General features: G+C 64.6%; 10 protein-coding genes and 1 pseudogene. 4 read left to right on the top strand and 7 right to left on the bottom strand.

Features of this window, described 5'->3' with window-relative positions:
- Positions 1–12: 12 nt before the first annotated feature.
- The 3 genes and pseudogenes from VT50_RS41550 to VT50_RS07195 form a co-directional block, all read right to left on the bottom strand.
- Positions 13–411, bottom strand: a pseudogene (locus VT50_RS41550) (transposase); the annotation flags it as partial.
- Positions 412–671: 260 nt separating this feature from the next.
- Positions 672–965, bottom strand: coding sequence for a transposase (locus tag VT50_RS41285; protein ID WP_046085604.1), 294 nt, complete (start codon positions 963–965; stop codon positions 672–674).
- Between the two features lie 443 nt (positions 966–1,408).
- A complete protein-coding gene (locus VT50_RS07195; RefSeq protein ID WP_143645189.1) occupies positions 1,409–1,894 on the bottom strand; it encodes a hypothetical protein in 486 nt (161 codons plus the stop codon).
- A 229-nt stretch (positions 1,895–2,123) separates the two neighbouring features.
- On the opposite strand from VT50_RS07195, the gene VT50_RS07190 reads away from it, so the two are divergent.
- A complete protein-coding gene (locus tag VT50_RS07190; RefSeq protein ID WP_053048515.1) occupies positions 2,124–3,167 on the top strand; it encodes a hypothetical protein in 1,044 nt (347 codons plus the stop codon).
- On the top strand, positions 3,155–3,412 hold the full coding sequence (locus tag VT50_RS07185) for a phage minor capsid protein (RefSeq protein WP_046085602.1): 258 nt from the start codon (positions 3,155–3,157) through the stop codon (positions 3,410–3,412). The genes VT50_RS07190 and VT50_RS07185 overlap by 13 nt, the downstream gene beginning before the upstream one ends.
- A gap of 36 nt (positions 3,413–3,448) precedes the next feature.
- Here the strand turns inward: VT50_RS07185 and VT50_RS41155 are convergent, their stop codons facing one another.
- The 4 genes from VT50_RS41155 to VT50_RS07160 all read right to left on the bottom strand — a co-directional run bounded on the left by VT50_RS41155 (position 3,449) and on the right by VT50_RS07160 (position 14,694).
- Complete coding sequence (locus VT50_RS41155; RefSeq protein ID WP_078840657.1) at positions 3,449–7,009, bottom strand: nSTAND1 domain-containing NTPase; 3,561 nt, start codon at positions 7,007–7,009, stop codon at positions 3,449–3,451.
- A gap of 5 nt (positions 7,010–7,014) precedes the next feature.
- Positions 7,015–7,335, bottom strand: coding sequence for a CU044_2847 family protein (locus tag VT50_RS07175; RefSeq protein WP_053048518.1), 321 nt, complete (start codon positions 7,333–7,335; stop codon positions 7,015–7,017).
- A 395-nt stretch (positions 7,336–7,730) separates the two neighbouring features.
- Positions 7,731–8,441, bottom strand: coding sequence for a hypothetical protein (locus VT50_RS07165; RefSeq protein ID WP_053048514.1), 711 nt, complete (start codon positions 8,439–8,441; stop codon positions 7,731–7,733).
- Positions 8,413–14,694 carry a hypothetical protein gene (locus VT50_RS07160; RefSeq protein WP_143645187.1) on the bottom strand — a complete coding sequence of 2,094 codons (6,282 nt, stop codon included), beginning with the start codon at positions 14,692–14,694 and terminating at the stop codon, positions 8,413–8,415. Before VT50_RS07160 ends, VT50_RS07165 begins: the two co-directional genes overlap by 29 nt.
- A 198-nt stretch (positions 14,695–14,892) precedes the next feature.
- On the opposite strand from VT50_RS07160, the gene VT50_RS07155 reads away from it, so the two are divergent.
- Both VT50_RS07155 and VT50_RS07150 read left to right on the top strand, forming a co-directional pair.
- On the top strand, positions 14,893–15,174 hold the full coding sequence (locus tag VT50_RS07155) for a hypothetical protein (RefSeq protein WP_046085600.1): 282 nt from the start codon (positions 14,893–14,895) through the stop codon (positions 15,172–15,174).
- A 199-nt stretch (positions 15,175–15,373) separates the two neighbouring features.
- Positions 15,374–15,880, top strand: a complete 507-nt coding sequence (locus VT50_RS07150; protein ID WP_046085599.1) for a hypothetical protein — start codon at positions 15,374–15,376, stop codon at positions 15,878–15,880.
- Positions 15,881–15,928: the final 48 nt, after the last annotated feature.

The raw sequence follows: 15,928 nt of genomic DNA, 5'->3' as shown, positions 1-15,928 counted from the left end.
CTGCTCCAGTCCTCCGTAGCGATCTTGAACACCTCCGAAATCAAGGTGTTGCGACGACCGATTGAATCCGCCCTGCGACCCGCGATCGGAATGAACGATGCATCCGGCGACCTGGCCGCGACGGGCTACCGCGGATTCAAGGGCTCTCACCGCGAGGCCGGACTTCATCCGGGCGTCGATGGAATAGCCCACCATGCGGCCGGAGTACACGTCCTTGACCGCGCACAGGTACAACTTGCCCTCGCCGGTCACGTGCTCGGTGATGTCCGTCAGCCACAGCCGGTTCGGCCCGTCGGCGGTGAAGCCGCGCCGGACCCGGTCATCGTGGACCGGCGGGCCGGCCTTGGCGTTCTTGCCCCGGCCTCTGCGTTTGCCGAACGCGCTCCACCAGCCGTTGTCTCGGCAGATCCGCCAGGCGGTCCGCCCGGCCATCGGCTCACCGGCGGCATGGGCCTCGTCGAGGAGGAAGCGGTGGCCGAACTCGGGATCGTCACGGTGAGCGTCGAACAGGGCGCTGGCCCGGTATGCCTCGGCGAGTTCGGTATCGGTGACCGGCCGGGCCAGCCACCAGTAGTAGGGTTGGCGGGCCAGCCCGAGCACCCGGCACGTCACCGCCACCGGCACCCGGCAAGGGGCAGCGGCGGCGGCCAGCTCGCGGACGAGCGGGTACATCATTTTGCCGGCAGGTTCGCCTGCGACAGATACGCCGCAGCCCTTCGCAACACCTCGTTCTCCTGCTCCAGCAACCGGATCCGTCTGCGTGCCTCGCGCAGTTCGGCCGACTCACCCGACGCCGGTGCGGGCCTGGCGCCCTCGTCGGTTTCGGCACGGCGCAGCCACTTCGACAGCGTGATCGGGTGGACGCCGAAGTCGGCGGCGATCTGTTCCAGCGTGACGCCGGGCCCGCGGTTGCGCGCGACCCGCATGACGTCCTCGCGGAACTCCTTCGGATACGGCTTGGGCACTGCAACATCCTTCCAGGCCGCCTCTCAGCAAGCCAGGTCAGGTGTCACCCCACACTGCAGCAGTCCCACGCGCAGTACAGCGAGGCCGTCCGCGCGTGGCTCACACGGCAGCAGGTAGCGCCCGAGTGGACGTTCATCGACCCGTCGGCCGCTTCGTTCATCACACAGCTATGTGCCGACGGGCACCCGGGCGTCACCCGGGCCGACAACGACGTGCGGGCCGGTATCCGCAGCGTGTCGTCAGCCCTCGGCGCCGACCTGCTGTACGTCCACGAGTCATGCGCCGGCCTGCTCGACGAAATCCCCGGTTACTCCTGGGACCCCGGCCGCCACCGCCAAGGGCGAAGACCGGCCCATCAAGACCGCCGACCACTCCGTCGACGCCCTGCGCTACGTCGTGCACTCCACCGCGCACGAGTGGCGCCACCTACTCACCGGAATAGTCAGCTTGGAGGTTCCACCATGACTTGCCGGGCCTTATCGATGAATTCCCCTTGGGCAGCCATGAAAGATTCGAACGCACGGTCAATCGCGTCCTGATCTTGAGAGCTGTTTAGAAAGAGCCTGATCATATCCGCCGCCGAGCTCAATAGGTTCCCTGCCGAGTCAGCGATCTCCCTGGGGCCACAGAGCTGGATGCGAGCCAGCAGAGACTCACCACGCGGTGGTATCAGCTGCACCTGAGCCGCCAGGGCCGCGTACTCCGTTGACAATGACACTGGTTCAGACGGCAGGTGGTCTATCGGTTCAAGTAACTCCATGAACGCGAGGTACACCTCTCGTCTTTGGATTCTGAGTTGGTGTGCATGCTCAATTCGTCCCTGCTCAGGAGCCTGACGACGAATCCCTATGTACGTCAGCACGGACGCTCCCACAGTGCCGACGACACCAATGCCCGCACCGCACAGAGCTGCGACTGCTTGATCCATGCCACCAATTTTGTACCGTTGAGGGGGTGACGCACCGTGCCGCTGCCCGAAAACGGCGTCATCTGGCCGCCCCGGAGCGTTTCCCCGCTGTACGCCGACATCAAGCTGGACGACGCGTGGTACAGCGGCGACCCCAAGAAGCTCGCCGACGTCTACCGGCACGCCCCGCAGCACCGCCACGACGGCCGCCGGCGGCTGTGGGGTCGGCACCGGCCGCCGCACAAGCGCGATGCAGCGGCTGCACATCCCGCTCGCCGGCGAGATTGCGCAGACGTCCGCCGACCTGCTGTTCGCTGACACGCCCGTTGTCACAGTGGCGGACACCGCGGCGCAGGACCGCCTCGACGTCCTGCTCGACGCTGGCGGCGTGCCCGAGCTGCTGCTCACCGCGGCCGAGACCGCCGCCCCCTTGTCGGAGGTGTTCCTGCGCGTCACGTGGGACAAGGCCGCCGCGCCCGACCGGCCCCTGCTCACCACCGTTCGCCCCGACCAGGCCGTACCCGAGTGGTCGTTCAGCATCATGCAGACCGTGACGTTCTGGCGCGTCCTGCCCTCGACGTCGTCGACGGTATGGCGCCACCTCGAACGGCATGAGCGGGGCCGCATCCTGCATGGCCTGTACGAGGGGACCGACGACCAGCTCGGCCGCCGCGTGCCGCTCACCGAACACCCGGACACAGCCGGCCTCGCCGCCTCCCTCAGCGAGCAGGGCGACTCCATCGAAACCGGCGTCGACATGCTCACGGCCGTCTACGTCCCCAACATCGCCCCCAACCGCCGCCACCGCGACGCCCCATGGGGCCGCAGCGATCTACAGGGCGTGCACGATCTGCTCGACACCCTCGACACCCTCGACGCCCTCGACGAAGCATGGTCGTCGTGGCTGCGCGACATCCGCCTCGCCCGGGCCCGGCTGATCGTCCCTGACGGGTACCTGCGCAGCAACGGCCCCGGCCGGGGCGCCACGTTCGACGATGACCGGGAGGAATGGCAGACCCTTCCCATTCCTCCGACCGAACAGGGCAACGGCATCACGTTGTCGCAGTTCGCTATCCGTGTCGAAGAGCACCGGACGACCGCCGAGGCGATCGTGCGGCAGGCCACGACAGCGGCCGGCTACTCCCCCGCGTCCGTCAGGTTGGACGGGGACGGGGCAGCAGTCACCGCAACGGAGATTGCCGCGGGTGACCATCGGTCGATGGTCACCCGCGGGAAGAACCCCGCACGGTCCACGTCGAGCACGCCGTCGAGGACGGCCGCATGGTCCGCGTGAACGTCGCCGGATCACTCGACGAAGCGCGCCGCGCAGGGGTGCAGCACCCCAATTGCCGGCACTCCGTCAGCAGCTACACCCCCTGCATCACCCGCACCGAGGACGCAACGCCCGACCCGGCCGGCTACGAAGCAGGCCAACGGCAGCGCACCATTGAGCGGGAGATCCGGCGGTACAAGAACCGCGCCGCCGCGGCCATCACCCCGGAGGGCAAGCGCGCCGCCGAGGCCAAGGTGCGCCAGTGATTTCGCTGATGGGTCGGGCACTGTCCTTTGATCACCTCAGGCGCCTTCTCTTGGGGCAGCCTCAGGGACGTATGCGGGTTCTTCAATCCACAGACGCAAGAGGGGCAGCAGGACGTCAGGGTTGACCGGCTTGGCCACGCAGTCGGACGCCCCTGCCTCAACAGCCAGCTCCTGGCCGCCGAGCGGACCCCCCGAAGCTAGCGCGATGATGGGCATTGCACTGCGCCCCGGCGTCCGGCGAATCTTCGCGATTGTCCTCGGTCCGTCCGCCGCTGGCAGCATGACGTCGATTACAAGAACCTTGATGTCGTCGCGCTGCTCCAGAGTATCGAGGGCCACGTCGCCATTCTCGGCATAGCTCACGTCCAGGCCGTGGCGTTCCAAGAGGCTGGCGAGTGCGAAGACGCTGCGTATATCGTGGTCGACGATCAACACCTTCTCACCGTCAAAGTGGAAGTCCCGTCCTAACCCCGCAAAATTCTGATGCTGACTCAAGCCCCCTGACTGCCCTTGGGCGTCAGGCAGGTCAGGCAGCGACGTCTGCTGATGAGGGAGGGCTGCTGCAGCCCTGTGACGGCGACTGATGAGCGCAGCGAATTCGTTATGTGCCTCTGCTACCTTTTCGTCGTCCTGCGATAGCTCGCTCGGATGCAGCGGCAAGTACAAGGTGAACGTCGAGCCGTGACCTGGTTCGCTCCGCGCATGGATCTCACCGCCGAGCAGCCTCGCGATCTCTCGCGAAATACTGAGTCCGAGGCCCGTACCTCCGTACTTGCGGCTCGTGAGGCTGTCCACTTGCCTGAACGCGTCGAAGATGACCTCCATCTTGCTGGCCGCGATACCGATCCCCGTGTCCATCACGGCGAACGCGACGACGTCGGCGTCTGGGCCTGACAGCGACCCGGCCTCAAGAAGCTGCTGCCGGATAGCTGGCGGCACCTCCATGCCTGCCGGGTGAATGGTCACCTCGATGCCTCCGGAGTCGGTGAACTTGATCGAGTTGGACACCAGATTGCGCAGCACTTGCAGCAGCCGGTGTTCGTCGGTGAGTAGAGCGGGGGGCAGTTCGGCAGACACATGTACCGAGAAGTTGAGGTCCTTTTCCGCCGCCAATGGACTAAAGAGAGCCCTTAGATAGTCGGCGAGCTCTACGAGCGTGGCAGGATTGGTGGAGACCTTCATCTTGCCCACCTCAACCGTCGACAGGTCGAGGATGTCATTGATCAGCTGGAGCAGGTCGGATCCAGCACCGTGGATGGTCTCGGCGAACTCGACCTGCCTCTGCGACAGGTTCTTTTCGTCGTTGTCGGCGAGTAGCTTGGCCAGGATCAGCAGCGAGTTGAGCGGTGTACGCAACTCGTGCGACATGTTCGCCAGGAACTCGGTTTTGTAGCGCATGGAGAGCGCCAGTTGCTCGGCACGGTCCTCCAGGATCTGTCGGGCTTCCTCTATCTCGGTGTTCCTGACCTCGACGTCACGGTTCCGCTGTGTCAGCAGATCGGCTCTTTTTTCCAATTGAGCATTGGACTCCTGGAGGGCCCTCTGTCGTTCCTCCAGCTCCGCCGTCTGATGGCGCAGTTGTGCCGCAATCTCCTGCGATTGGCTTAACAACTGTTGGGTTTGCTGTTGTTCCAGGATTGCTGCACTGCTGAGCTGGATGAGATTGGCGACTTTCTGCGGGATATCAGGCCGGCGTTCACCCAGCCAGCGCTGTGCCTCTGCCACTCGGGTGGCGGAGAGCAGATCTTCATCTCGGGCGCGTTCTTCCATGACGGTGAGCCACTGCTGGAAGTCGGCGTCTTCCTCCACCCAGACAGAGAGTCTGTCCCATTCCCGAATCAGAGCCTCGTGTGCGATCTCGGCCGTCTCGGGTCCGTCAGGTCCCAGGATGACAAGGCGGCGGTCCGGTTCGGCAAGTAGCTGGGCAATGTACCAGTCAGTGCCGAGATGGGAGCGGTCAGCGGTGACACGGACGGCGCTGGCCGCCCCACCGCGGGCACGGATCATGGAAAGCAGGGCGCGACGGATGCGTTGCTCATCCAGTCGGAGTTGTTCGTGCAGCCAGTAGTAGGCCTTTTCTGCATGCTGGTTCAGGGCTCCAGCAACGCCTCCGAGGCCGTGATAGCTGTCGAAACTGATCTGGCGTTTACGCTGCAAGGGCCATAGTTCGGTCAGAGTGAACTCCAGGAGCGGCAGACTACCTGCCGCCCTACTGGCTTCACCCGCGATCGTCTCCGCCAGTCCCGGGCTGAAGGCCACGCCAGCAAGCTGTGCCGGTTCCACGATCACCCGTGTCAGTGCTGCCTCGTCCAGCGGGGAGACGTTTAACTGCCGATCCTGTAGCCGGGAACCGATATTGGGTAGTTCCAGCAATTCGGGAAGAAAGTCGGCGCGCAGTGTGCACACCAGACGTACCTTTGCGTCTTGCACTGTGTCTGGGGGCGGTAGCAGATGCTGCAGGAACTCCAGCGCCTTCTCCGTGTCCGGACTCCCGCTGAGTACCTCCTCGAACTGATCCCCAATGAGTGCTAGGCGTTTACCGGTTAACAGGGCAACTTTCGAGGCTACGGGCCAAAATCCGTCCTCGCGCAGTGCCCGGGCTCGATGGTCCAACTGTTCAAGAGAGTGGTTCGCTCCGGGATGCTCAAGATCAAGCAGAGCCCGAGCAACTGATTCATAGGGGGTCACTCCCGGTCGGAAGGACGCCACGGTCCATCCGTCGGTCGAGAGCGCAGGCTGCAGTCCAGCCGCAACAAGGGACGACTTGCCGACACCGGAAGGGCCGGTGACGACAACGAGCGGCTGCGCCCTCACCATCTCCCGGAGCCGCTTGACCTCACGCTCGCGCCCCACGAAGATGCCCGCCTGAGCGTCTGCGGCTGTGAACGCCTGCAGCCCTCGGTACGGACACGGAGGAAGTACCAACCGCCCCAGGACCTCGGGCCATGCGGCCGCTACCTCCGACAGAGGCACCGCATATGCATCTTGCGCTGCGCCCCCTTTGCTGGCGATTGCAAGCATTCCCACGGCTGCATCGCCCCAGCGATCCGTCGCCACAACTGGCGTGCCGCTGTATCCGGGCTGAGCTCGCAAGGCGGCCTCGGCGCGAGCATCGAGCTGGATCAAACCACCACCGACTGCTCCCCGTATGGAGCAACTTGCCCAGGCCCCCTTGTCCTTTCGGTCGGGGGAACTTGGATAGCCGAACATTGATACTTGCGAATCGGAGGTCAGGCCAATACGCGCATCGACTAACCGCGCTGGCCCGGCTCCAACGGGCAGAGTGTCTCCACCCACAACGACCAAGCCGGCTACATCGCGCCCAGAGCCGCTTGGCCCAGAGGGCGGGTCCCACGCCTCCACCCGACAGATACGAAGCGGTGCGCCGTCGGTGTCGCCGAGCAATACGAACTCAACCTGAACTCGTGCGTCGTCATTGGGGCGGTCAAGGTGGTGCTTGTCGCGTCCGAGCGCTGCATTGACGACATGCGCGCATGTGACGATGTGCCGGTCTCCGACGACGAACCCGAGGCCGATGGGAGCGCCCGAGACCGCTGACCGGATCTTTACGATGAACCCTTCTCGTCGAGCATGCATATGGGTCAAGTGCGCTTCCAGACCACCCGGACGGCGAAGTTCACCTCTGCCGTCCCCTTAGCGATGATCACACCGCTTTCGCCACCGATCTTTAGCCCGAACTCAATCTCCATCTCATCCGGCTTAAGCTCTCGGACTGTTTCAGAGACCTGCGACAGAGCCGGCCTCACGCGGTCCAGGGCTTGGCGGAGCGAGGTTTGGGCTCGGGCTACCACGCCGTCGTCCGCTGCAAGTTCCAGGTCAGAGCCCACCAAGCCGCCGTCAACCTCGAAGACGGCAGTGCCTTCGCCATCACCGTCCACCGTCATCATGACGAGTTCCGCCACAGTGCCCCCCTGCGCTCGGCAAGCCCCCAGGCATGGGGCCAGCAACAATGCCCCTCATCCTGTGACATCCAGTACCGGTGTCGCAGGGAAATGCAGGAGAGATACCGAAGGTATCGAGCCACTCTCACGCTGTGCAGCGTATGGAGGACGGTGGACGTCCAGCACGTGTACCAGGGCATCGCCAACGCCAGACCACTGCACCCCTTGCCCCCGCCGATCGACGGTCCCAACAGGTTAACCCGCCTCGACATCGCCAACACGATCGCCTCGGCGGCATCCTCCAAGAGTACCGACATACAGCGTGACCTGCACGGATGAAGATTCCGGCAAGGGCAATGTCCAGCTCGTGTGCAACACGCCCCTGCGTGGTATGCGGCAGCAGCTGTCTTCCTCTTTCACGCCACCCCGTCGGGTTCACTCTCGGACGGCATCGCTGGCAGACGGTCTTCGAGGGCCCGTCGAGCTTCTGCGAGCTGTGACTCGGCATGTTGCAGAGCGGCGATCAGCTTCGGGAGCCCTGCGTCTACGGCCGGGCCCCCATCGGCACCATCGGTGTACGTCTCGAGGGTGCGTGCCAGCCGAAGGAGGGCGTCCCGGGCCGCTCGTTGTTCGTCCTCTTCGAGATGGTCCGAGAGCTTAAGCCACTTGGCCTCCTTGTCGGCGGCTTCTTGGGCAGCAAGCGCGACAATCTCACCTGCTACGCCGCGGACGGTCTCTTCAAGGCCCAGCGCGAGCCGAAGCAGTGGTGCTCCGACCATGTCGTCCTCGCTGGGTTCATGCCCAGGCGGGAACATCCGGTAAAAGCTCCAGGGGTCTTGGGGCTCGCTCAGTCGCTCCAATGCTCTGAACACGGGCTCGAACGCCCCCAGCGGTGGAGCCGGGGATGGCAATGCCATCCGGTGGTTCCAGAGCGCGAGTATGGCGGTCGTAGCTTCGCGACGTACGCCGTCTGCCTCTGCCCCCGTGGCGTTCTCCGCCTGGGTGATCAAGTCACCGATGTGATGGGCCATCCAGCGGCCCAGGACATCACTTTGGGAGAGACTTTCGGCGATCTCCTTGCCAAGTTCGAGGGTCCGCTCAAAGCTCGCCGCATCCTCCGGAGTCATCGAAGAGGTAAATCTTGTAGGATCGTTCACGCGGGGGGAGGGATTCGTCATCGTCTTGGCGGGACCCTATCGTGTAGCTCTGCTCGTGGTCTTTGTGAGTGCGGTCGATCATCACTTCGACGATCAGGCTGCGTCCGGCCAGATCCAGCAGTTCCTGAAGCGCGTCGCGCTGAATTTCCAGCCGCCGTCCCTGAGTTCCTGTCAGACGGCCCGAACTGGTCGCGGACGTGTCGTCCCAGTAGGTGCTGCGAAGAGCGATGCCACCGGCTCGAGTCCATTCGCGCATATCTGCGTCCGGTTCCAGTCCGAGCAGATCGATGAATTCACCAGAAGGCATATAGGGCGGGTACTTGACCCCTGCGGCCAGCGGATCTTTACTGTCCATCCCCTCATGTCCGTCAGGATCCACGATCCAACCCGTCAGCTGGAAACCTTGTACGTCGAACTGGTAGTCGCTGTCATTGGCGTCGGGAATGCGGTAGCCCATATAGGAAGGGGCCGTCTGCAAGGCGCGTACCAGTGCCCTAGCCGTCGCGGAAGTGACGAGGGCACTACGGATCAGCACTCCCTGCGCAGCTTCATAGCCTGCATCATCGGAGCTTTCCCACACCGTGACCCATCCGTCACCCGCGAAGAGACGCTCGCTGAAGTGCCTGCTGTTCAACCGCCAGACCCAGTCGGCGTCCAGGTCGTCCTTTCCCTCCAAGATGCTCTGCGGTGAGGGATCCCGTCGGTCGGCAAGCCATCTGCCGTCGTCTCGGGTGACCCGGAAATCGCGAAGCCAGTCGGTGAACTGGTCCAAGTCCGCCTCGCTGTCCCGGTACACGGGATGAACCCTGAGCAACTCCCCAGCCACGCTCCACAAGGCGTGAGTCGAGAGATAGAAGTCCAGGTCGTCGGCGTCCGGCCGGGTCGTACGGTAGGCGAAGGTGCTCCCCTCTCTGTACAGCCTGAGGGTGTGGCGCGGGTCGTCCTCGTGGGTGCCGCGGTAGGGAAGCCGCCAGGTGTGCGTGATCGTGCGCCCGGCGAGACGCAGGACAGTCTCCTCGGAAATCCCAAAGGCTTCACCGAGGGGCTTGCACCAGTCGTCCTTGAAGTCCCAGGAGAAGCGGAAGCCGCTTGATTCGGATTCGTGGGTTTCCTCCTCCGTACCGTTTCGCCTTCTTGCCCCTCGCTCCTCCCACGACTCAGTGAGGATTTCCGTCGGGATGTTGATCCCGCGCACGATGGCGAGTTCCTCCGTGCTCAGGATCCCCGGGCCGGACGAGGCGAGTGCCAGACAGATCGCTTTCGCGCTCTCCTGCATCACGACATGCGGTCCGTCATCGAAAATCACTTTCCGCAGCAAGGGCTCGAACTCTGCCAGTGTCCGATGTGTCGCGGGGTTCTGAGCAGCCCGTGCGAGAGCGAGGAGCAGCCACTGGCGGGCGTGCCGATCGTAGAAGGGCAGACGGGCATCGTGGAATGGGGTCACATCGAGCGTGCCGAGCGCGAAACGTAGGAGGGCGTCCAGCTCTTCTTGGCAGTCGAGTTCGGTGAGGAGCCGGACGCAGTGTGCGGCCCGCCACCTGGCGTCGTGCTCGGAGTCGCCGAGGACGGCCCACAGATAGCCTGCGAAGCACTCCGCAGCGCTGGTCGGTCCAGCGGGAAGGTCGGCGAACCTACCGTCGCCCGAGTCCTCGGGCGAGAGGTCAGCCAGCATGGTGCCGAAATCGTCGAGGACGATCTGCGCCTGCTCTCCGGTAAGCCGTGGGGCGAGTCGGGCTGCCAGGTGATGACAGTCCTCGGGGGGAAGCACGGCCGACTGTGAACCGAGTTCTCGAAGAGCCGTCGCGAGCAAATCCGCATCAGGTTCGTCGGCCAACCTGGCGAGTTCTGACAGGTCGATGGGGTCGTAAACCTTGGTGGTCAGCTCCCGACTGAACCGCGCCGCGGCCGTGTCCGCAAGATGCCTCAGTTGCCGACGTGCCGCCCGTGGCAGCAGCGACAGCTCAGCCAGCCTCTTGACCAGTCGCGCGTAGTCGAAAGTGTCGAGGTTGGGGTTGGCCTGGAACGCGGCGAGCATGTCGTCGAGTTCACGCAGGGGCGCTGTGACCGCTTGGTCTATGACCTGCTCCATATGCAGCAGGCGCCCCGACGCGCGAACCAGTTGGCGGGCTTGCTCCCAGCCTTCGGCGGTGGAGAGGTCACACGCCGCAAGGGCGTCCTTGACCTGCCGTGCACGCGCCAGTCGCTGGTCGTCCTGCTTCTCATCCGGGGTCCACCGGCCCGAGTTGTGATCGCGCGACACCGGGAAGGCAATGTGGCGTGTGCCAGCGGCGAGCAGCGTTCCGGAGAGGTCGATGTCCAGTTCGCCAGCGGTCTGGTCGAGACGTTCGAAGGAGGCACTGCTGAAGCGTCGTGCCCGCAGGAATTGTCCCAACGTCTTAGCGATGCGCTTGCCGTCGCCGGGAGTCTCACGCAGTGCTCGCTCGGCGAGGCGGAGGTCATCGACGTGGTGCTCGCCGAACGGCACCAACGCCAAAGCGGTGACAGCGGACGGAGCGAGCGGGCCAGCCTCTTCGTCGAGCACCGCCTGGATGAACGGGCCCTCGGAACAGAAGCGGCGGTCGCGCCAGCGGGAGGCGACGGTCATCGTGGTCGTGGCGCTCAAGTGGCCCATGGTGGCCAGTACCTCGGAGTGGTTCATTGCGTCCCCGAGGTAGGGTTCCAGGCTTTCGGTGAGTTGGGCGACGCGATATGCGCGGCGGTCATCATCGTGGTTGCCGTCGGATGCTCGATGGGCGACGGCGAGGAAGGCTCGCCACAACGCGTGTACATCGTCGCCCACACGGTCGGTCAGGTCGATTGCCTGGGTGAAGTAGGCGTGAGCTTCACTTCTGTCGAATCGCTGGACGGCTCGAGCGAGTTTCACCATCTGCTCCGCCTTGTACTCAGCACTCTCCTGAACCACATCGAGCGACGCGGCCACGGATTCAGCGAGTTCGACAGCGACGTGCTGCAGCTCGTCGACAGGAGCGGCTGCTCGGACAGCGTCGATGAGGACACCATCCGGAAGGTGCCGCTGCGCACCTCGGTACCAGTCGAGCAGGTTTTGGCGCGACGCCTCGGACGAGCCGAAGGCGAGAATCCGGATACCGAGCCGGGCAATGCCTCTGTGCAGGAAGTGGGGCAGCTCCTCATGGCCCCGGCGGGACGGGGTGGGAGGCACGAGTTCTCGGAAAGGGCCGCCCGTGTCGCTGGAGGTTCCGACAAGGCAGTCGATCCACAGGCTCACCCAGGCCCCGAGGGGCACGACACTCTGCTCGTGGTCCTTCACGGTACTTGAGTACGTGTGAGGCTTCTTTCGCGCTTCTCTGACATCTTCGCCAGCGAACTCGTCCACGTCGAAGGGATGCCTCCGGACCTTCGACAGCAACGCGAAGCCGCAGAGCAGCGTGATCGTATCGGTGCCACGACCCCAGCGGCTTCCGGCACCCCTGCCCAAGTTGCCAGGGAGATTCAGGCGCAGGATCCGTTCGGCCTCCTCGTCCGACAGCAGTCCATGGCGCAGGCCCATCGCGATGATCCAACCGACCGCCGTAAGTTCCTTGCTCTCTTCTGAGAATCCCGAATGCTGGCGAACAGAGACGGGTCTACGCTGACGCTTCAGCATTCTCACCAAACGCCGCGCAACGGGTGCCTGGCAGACGAAGTTGGCCTGCCACGCGGCATAAGCGACCGCGAGCTGGAGGTATTTCAGGGACACGGCCGCGTAGCCGAGACCCTCCAGTTCTTCCGTACGGCCCGAATCGGCAAGCCGGGTGGCAATGATCACTCCGGCCTCGAAGCCCACCCAATTGGGGCGCCACCGAGCAAGGTGGTTGACGCATGCCTCCACTCCGTCGGTATTGAGGAGTCCGAAGGCGACTTCGGCGATATCCGTGGCGGTGACGCTGTGCCGGTTCGAATCGTCGTCAGGCTGCTGCACCCACGCCCTGAGCCATTCCGACGCACTGCGCAGCCGACTGCGGGCGAAGTCGGTCTGGCCTTCGGCGAACGAGAGAAGGGCGCCCTCGCAGTGAAGATTGGAGCCAGGCCAGTCGTCAGCAAGTCTGCGGTTCGCGACAACGTCCTCGATCGTGATGGCGTCCAGGAACTGGCCCGCCAGATCGGTGTTGGACCGCAGCAGGTGAAGTCGGCGAGAGTGGCCGGCGGCCAGGCTGCCGGCCTTGACGGCCAGCCGGGTCGCTTCCCATTCCTTTCCCACGCGCAGTGTGGCTTTGAGAGCGAACTGGGCCCGTTGCTGGGCGATCTCCCGTTGTTCCAGGTCGTTGCCCTCGGGGAGGGCACCGTCGGTCATCGCCAGTTCGACAAGGGTGTCGACCTGACCAGCCTCCCACAGCAGTTGGGGCAAGCTCGCAGCCACGTACGGTTCGTCGGCGGCGAGCGGGGTCAGTCGGTTGATGAAGTCGATCAGGGAGTCGCCGGTCGGACGGTACTTCGTCCGGAACCAGGTCTCGGTTGGTTCGTCACGGAATTGCAGGGTGTCACCGTCGACGAGGAGCGGGCGTCCGAGGTCGGCCGCGAAGCTGTGCACGAGGGCGGCCGATACTCCGCACAGTTCGGTCAGAACTTTGACGGGCATCCTCGGTCGGAGTGCGGCCATGGCCTCGCACAGACGGTCGATCTCCGTACTCAGGTGGTTGGCGTCCTTGCACTGGTCCACCATGCCCTGGAGGAGTTCGTCGAACAGGGAGCTGTCGGGATGCCTCGCCTCACCGAGAGAAACCAGACAGGATTCGAGGTCCGAGGCCGTGCCCAGAACGAGGGCCTGGATTCGGGGGTTGCCGCCGGTGCGGCGATGGAACTCGGCCGCCTGCGCCTCCGCGACAGGACCGAACACGGACTCTAGGTGCTGCCTGGACTCGGCGACGCCGAACCCCTCAAGCTCGATTCTGTGGACGCTGGGTGGCGGTTCCAGCAGATCGATGCGTTCGGTGCGGCACAACATCACGAGCCGCACATTGTCCGGCAGGGTCTCCCGCAGCACACCCGTGACGAAGGTCCGCTCCCTGCCGTCTTTCGCGATGAGCGCCGCGTTGTCGGCCGCGTCCACGACAAGAACCAGGAGCGCCCCTGGAGCGGAGGCTGTGACAGCCGCCGCAGCGCCCCGGACCCTGGCCATGAATGCCTTCGCGTAGTCGGTCGGCTGAGCTGTGGCGACCGGGATCAGCGGGTCGCAAAGGGCATGCGCTGCAAGTTCGTTCGCCAACTGCACCAAGCCCTGCCGATGTTGGTGGCGCGGTGAACTAGATCGCCGGTAGCCACCGTTTCCAAAGCAGTCGTAGACGAGGGTGACCGAGCCGGAAGGAAGGTTCCGTTCGATCTGTGTCGTGAGCACCGACTTGCCTACACCACCGGCCGCGTGAACAACGACGGGCCGCCCGGCGAGTCCGACGATGTCGTCGACGATCGCGCGAGTCTGCTCAGTCACGATGACGTGCCCAGGCTCGTCGATGAGGTTGGGAGCAGGCAGCACGTGTTCCGGTGGGACTCCGAGAGCAGTAAGCACGGTGGAGCGTTCGACGACGTGGTTCGCTTCGAGCGAGGTCGCGCGTCTGGTGATCATCTCCTTCAGCAGAAGGGGTTGCACATCGGGAGCACCGGGAAGAAGGCCCGTCAAGTCCAGGCGGAACAGCCCTTCAAGCCGCAACAGGCCCGGAGCCGTGGCATCCACCTCCAGGCGGCTGAAGAACGCGGCCTCACCGGCTGCGTCAGCAGGGAAGTTCGCGTACTGCCTCAGGTACTTGACATCGTGCGCATACTCATGGGCCTCTCCGCCGACTGCCAAGGTGCCGATCGCTCGAAGCACCGACTCACGGACCGGCCGATTGGAAAGGAACTCGAAGGTCACCTTCTCTTCGAGCCCCGGCGACTCCTGGCGGATCTGCCTGAACTTCTCCGCGAACCCTTTGACCGTCTTCGAGAGACCCGACACAGACCACTCCTCCGTGGCCCGTACGGTCGAGTGCTTCAGCTGTCGGTACACCACACGCTTGGCCTCGTGAAGGCCGGTCGCACCGTAGTACTCGGCGATGTCGATTACATCCTCGCCGTCCTCGCCGTGGGTGTCGTCGGGCGACACGCCCTCGACAGCGATCGCGGTCAGATCGGAGTCGGGAAGCAGCAGTTTCAGCGCCTGACGAGCCGCCCAGTGGTAATGGAACTGATCACCGTCCCGGCTGGCACGCAAAAGATCGGTGTCAGGCATGCCCACTCCCGGCATCCCTCACAGCGACGAAACGAGGCAAGGGTTTCCTCACATCACAGCAGACCAAGACGGTATAAGCGCACACACATTACCCACACCTCCCGGAGTCGGGCAACGCATCCACTGACGCCTCCTGCCTTCGGCTCCGGCAGGCGGTATAAGCCGGGGACGGACACCCCGGCCCCCGTCCTCCAGACCGTGCTGATCGCCCTCAGCACGGGCGACGCCAGCCGGCACCGCCGCTGGAATCTGATCGAGGTGGCCTCGCCCGGCGACCAAGGCGACACCCTGCGCCCGCGCATCATCCTGATCTGGGTGGCGGACATCTATCGCCACCGGGGAGTCGGCGCCGCGCTCGTGCAGGCAATCGTGGACGACTTCGGAGGCCACGTTGCCGATGTGTCCTGGTCGGCCCCGATTAGTTCCCCCGGCCGGCGCCTCGCACGCCGGCTCTCGTCCAAGGGCATCTGGATCAGCTGACCCGCAGACGGACTTCCGCGCCGCTGATCAGCGGCCACCAGCCCGAACAGCGGCCGGCCCAGCGCCTCGTGCGGTGAAGTCCAGATATTGAGCCAGCCTAAGGCTAATGTGTGCCTTACGTCGGCGCGTGCACAGCCCGGGAATCGTGGTTGCCAACGGGCGCACCCGCCGCAGGGGGCGATCATTGACCGGGGGGCAAGTGGAGCCGAGAAGCGCAGCCGCTGCGGGGAGAGACTTTCCCTATACGGCGGGGACGACCTGCTACATCGAAGTCCATGAGGACGGCAGAGTCACTCACGGAGACTCACGGGCCGGATACGAACGGGCCGTTGCGGGCAAGTCCCGGCTGTTCGCCGTATGGCCTGGCCAGTGGTCGAGCGACCTCTTCCTGATCGACGACCTCGACGAGTACGCCAAGGCACATGGGATCAAGCACGACCAGGATCGCACCGGGCTCAGCGAGCACGTCCACGATGTGGAGTGGACCGAGGAGGTGGCCTACAACACCAACCCTCGCAGCCCGTACATCAGCATCCGCCTCACGATGAAGTGCGGGTGCGAGATCCGAAACTTGGACACCTTCGCCAAGCAGATGCGGGAGCAGCAAGGTTGGAGCGTGGCGACCAGCGTCGGCTGGGGCAGTAGCAGCGGCCCGGAAGGCACGTCCTATTCCCTGCGAGTGCGGCGGAAGAGTCTCCGCGCCTGATCAAGGGTGCGCTCGCCCTAGATGAGTGAGTCTGATGTCCTCAGTGGT

It is taken from the genome of Streptomyces antioxidans (assembly GCF_000968685.2).
GTDB lineage: Bacteria > Actinomycetota > Actinomycetes > Streptomycetales > Streptomycetaceae > Streptomyces > Streptomyces antioxidans.
The sequence above is the reverse complement of the archived record's forward strand: the minus strand, read 5'-3'. Positions and strand labels throughout refer to the sequence as shown.